The sequence below is a fragment of the Burkholderia sp. Ap-955 genome, from assembly GCF_011753045.1.
Taxonomy (GTDB): Bacteria; Pseudomonadota; Gammaproteobacteria; order Burkholderiales; family Burkholderiaceae; genus Burkholderia; species Burkholderia lata_D.
On record NZ_VWWH01000185.1, the window covers coordinates 1 to 3,506 of the forward strand.

Annotated in this window: 3 protein-coding genes; all 3 read left to right on the forward strand. The window is 67.8% G+C overall.

Annotation, left to right across the window (positions count from 1 at the left end):
- Positions 1–1,268: chemotaxis protein CheW (locus F3J15_RS37045; RefSeq protein WP_205191151.1), on the forward strand; the 1,268-nt coding region annotated here is incomplete at its 5' end.
- 51 nt (positions 1,269–1,319) lie between these two features.
- A complete protein-coding gene (gene cheW, locus F3J15_RS37050) occupies positions 1,320–1,835 on the forward strand; it encodes a chemotaxis protein CheW (RefSeq protein WP_043185043.1) in 516 nt (171 codons plus the stop codon).
- A 37-nt stretch (positions 1,836–1,872) separates the two neighbouring features.
- On the forward strand, positions 1,873–3,506 hold a 1,634-nt coding region (locus tag F3J15_RS37055; protein WP_205191152.1), incomplete at its 3' end, for a methyl-accepting chemotaxis protein.

Sequence of the window (3,506 nt, forward strand, 5' to 3'; positions counted from 1 at the left end):
TGCAGGCCGCCGCGCATCACGACGACAAGCGCGCCCGCCCGGCCGCCGCGGCGGCATCGGGCGCCGAAGGCAGCTCGATCCGCGTCGGTGTCGAGAAGGTCGACCAGCTGATCAACCTGGTCGGCGAGCTCGTGATCACGCAGGCGATGCTCGCGGAAACCGCGAGCGCGTTCGATCCGGCGCTGCACGACCGCCTGTTCAACGGGATGGCGCAGCTCGAGCGCAACGCGCGCGACCTGCAGGAAGCCGTGATGTCGATCCGCATGATGCCGATGGACTACGTGTTCAGCCGCTTCCCGCGTCTGGTGCGCGATCTCGCCGGCAAGCTCGGCAAGCAGGTCGAGCTGGTGACGTTCGGCCAGGCGACCGAGCTGGACAAGAGCCTGATCGAACGGATCATCGATCCGCTGACCCACCTCGTGCGCAACAGCCTCGACCATGGGATCGAGACGGTCGACAAGCGCGTGGCCGCCGGCAAGGATGCGGTCGGCCAGCTCGTGCTGTCGGCCGCGCATCACGGCGGCAACATCGTGATCGAGGTGAGCGACGACGGCGCGGGCCTGAACCGCGAACGCATCCTCGCGAAGGCCGCGAAGCAGGGCATGCAGGTGTCCGACAACATCAGCGACGACGAAGTCTGGCAGCTGATCTTCGCACCGGGCTTCTCGACCGCCGAGACGGTGACCGACGTGTCGGGCCGCGGTGTCGGGATGGACGTCGTGAAGCGCAACATCCAGTCGATGGGCGGCCACGTGGAGATCACGTCGGTGGCCGGCCGCGGCACGACCACGCGGATCGTGCTGCCGCTGACGCTCGCGATCCTCGACGGGATGTCGGTGAAGGTCGGCAACGAGATCTTCATCCTGCCGCTGAACTTCGTGATGGAGTCGCTGCAGCCGTCGAACGACGACATCTACACGGTCGGCAACGGCGAGCGCGTGGTGCGCGTGCGCGGCGAATACCTGCCGCTCGTCGCGCTGCACGAGGTGTTCTCGGTCGAGGATGCGCGTACCGACCCGACGCAAGGGATCGTCACGATCATGGAAACCGAGGGGCGCCGCTTCGCGATGCTGATCGACGAGCTGGTCGGCCAGCAGCAGGTGGTCGTGAAAAACCTCGAAACCAACTACCGCAAGGTGCACGGCATCTCGGCGGCGACCATCCTCGGCGACGGCAGCGTCGCGCTGATCGTCGACGTCGCGGCGCTGAACCGCGAAACCCGTGCGATGCACGGCGCCCGTGCCGGCGCCGAGCTCGCGATGTTCTGATGTCACTCGCCATTCAACCGATTGGGGGCAAACGTGTCTGCTGAAGTCCAAATGATCAATCCGGCCGCGGCGAACGCGGCTACGAGCCGCCGCGACGCGGAACAAGGCGACGCGACGGGCCAGGAGTTCCTCGTGTTCACGCTCGGCGACGAGGAATACGGGATCGACATCCTGAAGGTGCAGGAAATCCGCGGCTACGACAGCGTCACGCGCATCGCGAACGCGCCGGAATTCATCAAGGGCGTGATCAACCTGCGCGGGATCATCGTGCCGATCGTCGACATGCGGATCAAGTTCCATCTCGGCCGCGTCGAGTACGACCACCAGACCGTCGTGATCATCCTGAACGTCGCGCATCGCGTGGTCGGGATGGTGGTCGACGGCGTGTCGGACGTGCTGACGCTGCAGACCGACCAGATCATGCCGGCGCCGGAATTCGGCGCGACGCTGACGACCGAGTACCTGACGGGCCTCGGCACGGTCGACGGCCGGATGCTGATCCTGATGGACATCGAGAAGCTGATGTCGAGCCGTGAAATGGCGCTGATTGAGACGCTCGGCGGGTAAGCGCGCCGCGCGCGCAGGAATTTCGGGAGAATCTGCAATGTTGCATAACTGGTCGATCCGCACGACGCTCACGGCGGTCGGACTCATCCTCGTGGCGCTGGCCGCAGCCGTCGGCGGGCTCGGCCTGGTCGCGCTGAATCACGCGAGCCGCTCGCTCGACGCGATCGCGCACGTCGACCTGCCGGCGATCCACTCGCTCGACGATACCTCGTCGTACCTGCTGCGCGCGCGCGTGTCGCTCGACCGCTTCCGCTCGTTGACGGAAGCCGGCAACACGGCCGAAGCGGCCAAGGTGCTCGACCGCGCGCAGGAGCTGTACGCGAAGTCGAACCAGAACTGGCAGGCGTTCCAGGCGACGCCGAAGCTCGGCGTCGAGCAGGCGCTCGTCGACGACCTGACCACCCGCTACACGACGATCGTGAAGGAAGGCGTCGAGCCCGAATTCGCGGCCGCGCGCGCGGGCGACATGGCCGCGTACCACGCGGTCGCCGATACCAAGATCAGCCCGATGTTCGTCGCGTACGACCAGGCCGCGGCGGCCGTGGTCGCCTCGCTGCAGAAGCGCGCGGAAGATCGCCAGGCCACGACGCAATCGCAGATCTCGCTGATGATCGGGCTGATCGCGGCCGGCATCGCGATTGCGTTCGTCGTCGTGATCGCGATCCGCTTCGCGCTGCGCGGGCTGATCGTGCAGCCGCTGGAAGACGCGATCGCGCACTTCGAGCGCATCGCCGGCGGCGACCTCACGCAGCCGGTCAACGTATTCAGCACCAACGAGATCGGCCGCCTGTTCGGCGGCATCAAGCGGATGCAGGACGCCGTCACGACGATGGTGCAGGCCGTGCATCGCGGTACCGAGTCGATCGACGTCGGCGCGCGCGAGATCTCGACCGGCAACACCGACCTGTCGCAGCGCACCGAGGAACAGGCCGCGTCGCTGCAGGAAACCGCGTCGAGCATGGAGCAGCTGACGGGCACCGTGCGGCAGAACGCGGAAAACGCGCGGCAGGCCAGCCAGCTCGCGGTGAATGCATCGGACATCGCGACGCAGGGCGGCGAGGTGGTCGGCCAGGTCGTGTCGACGATGCAGGACATCGCGGCGAGCTCGGGCAAGGTCGTCGACATCATCGGCACGATCGAAGGCATCGCGTTCCAGACCAACATCCTCGCGCTGAACGCGGCGGTCGAAGCCGCGCGTGCGGGCGAACAGGGCCGCGGCTTCGCGGTGGTCGCGGGCGAGGTGCGCTCGCTCGCGCAGCGCAGCGCGAGCGCGGCGAAGGAAATCAAGCAGCTGATCGGCGATTCGGCCGAGAAGGTCGAAAGCGGGTCGGCGCTCGTGTCGCGCGCCGGCTCGACGATGGACGAGATCGTGCAGGCCGTGCGCCGCGTGACCGACATCATGGGCGAGATCAGCGCCGCGTCGGACGAGCAGTCGACCGGCATCGAGCAGGTCAACCGCGCGGTCGGCCAGATGGATTCGGTCACGCAGCAGAACGCCGCGCTGGTCGAGCAGGCGGCCGCCGCGGCTGCATCGCTCGAGGAGCAGACGCGCCAGATGAAGGCGATCGTGTCGGGCTGGCGCGTGATGGGCGGCATCGCGCTCGCGCCGTCGCGCGGTGTCGCGCGGCCGGTCGCGCATGAGCCCGCGCCGGCGCTGACGTCGGAGCCGCG

Excerpts from the sequence above, each read along its gene's own strand:
- cheW (WP_043185043.1), top strand. The coding sequence starts at position 1,320 with ATGATCAATCCGGCCGCGGCGAACGCGGCTACGAGCCGCCGCGACGCG.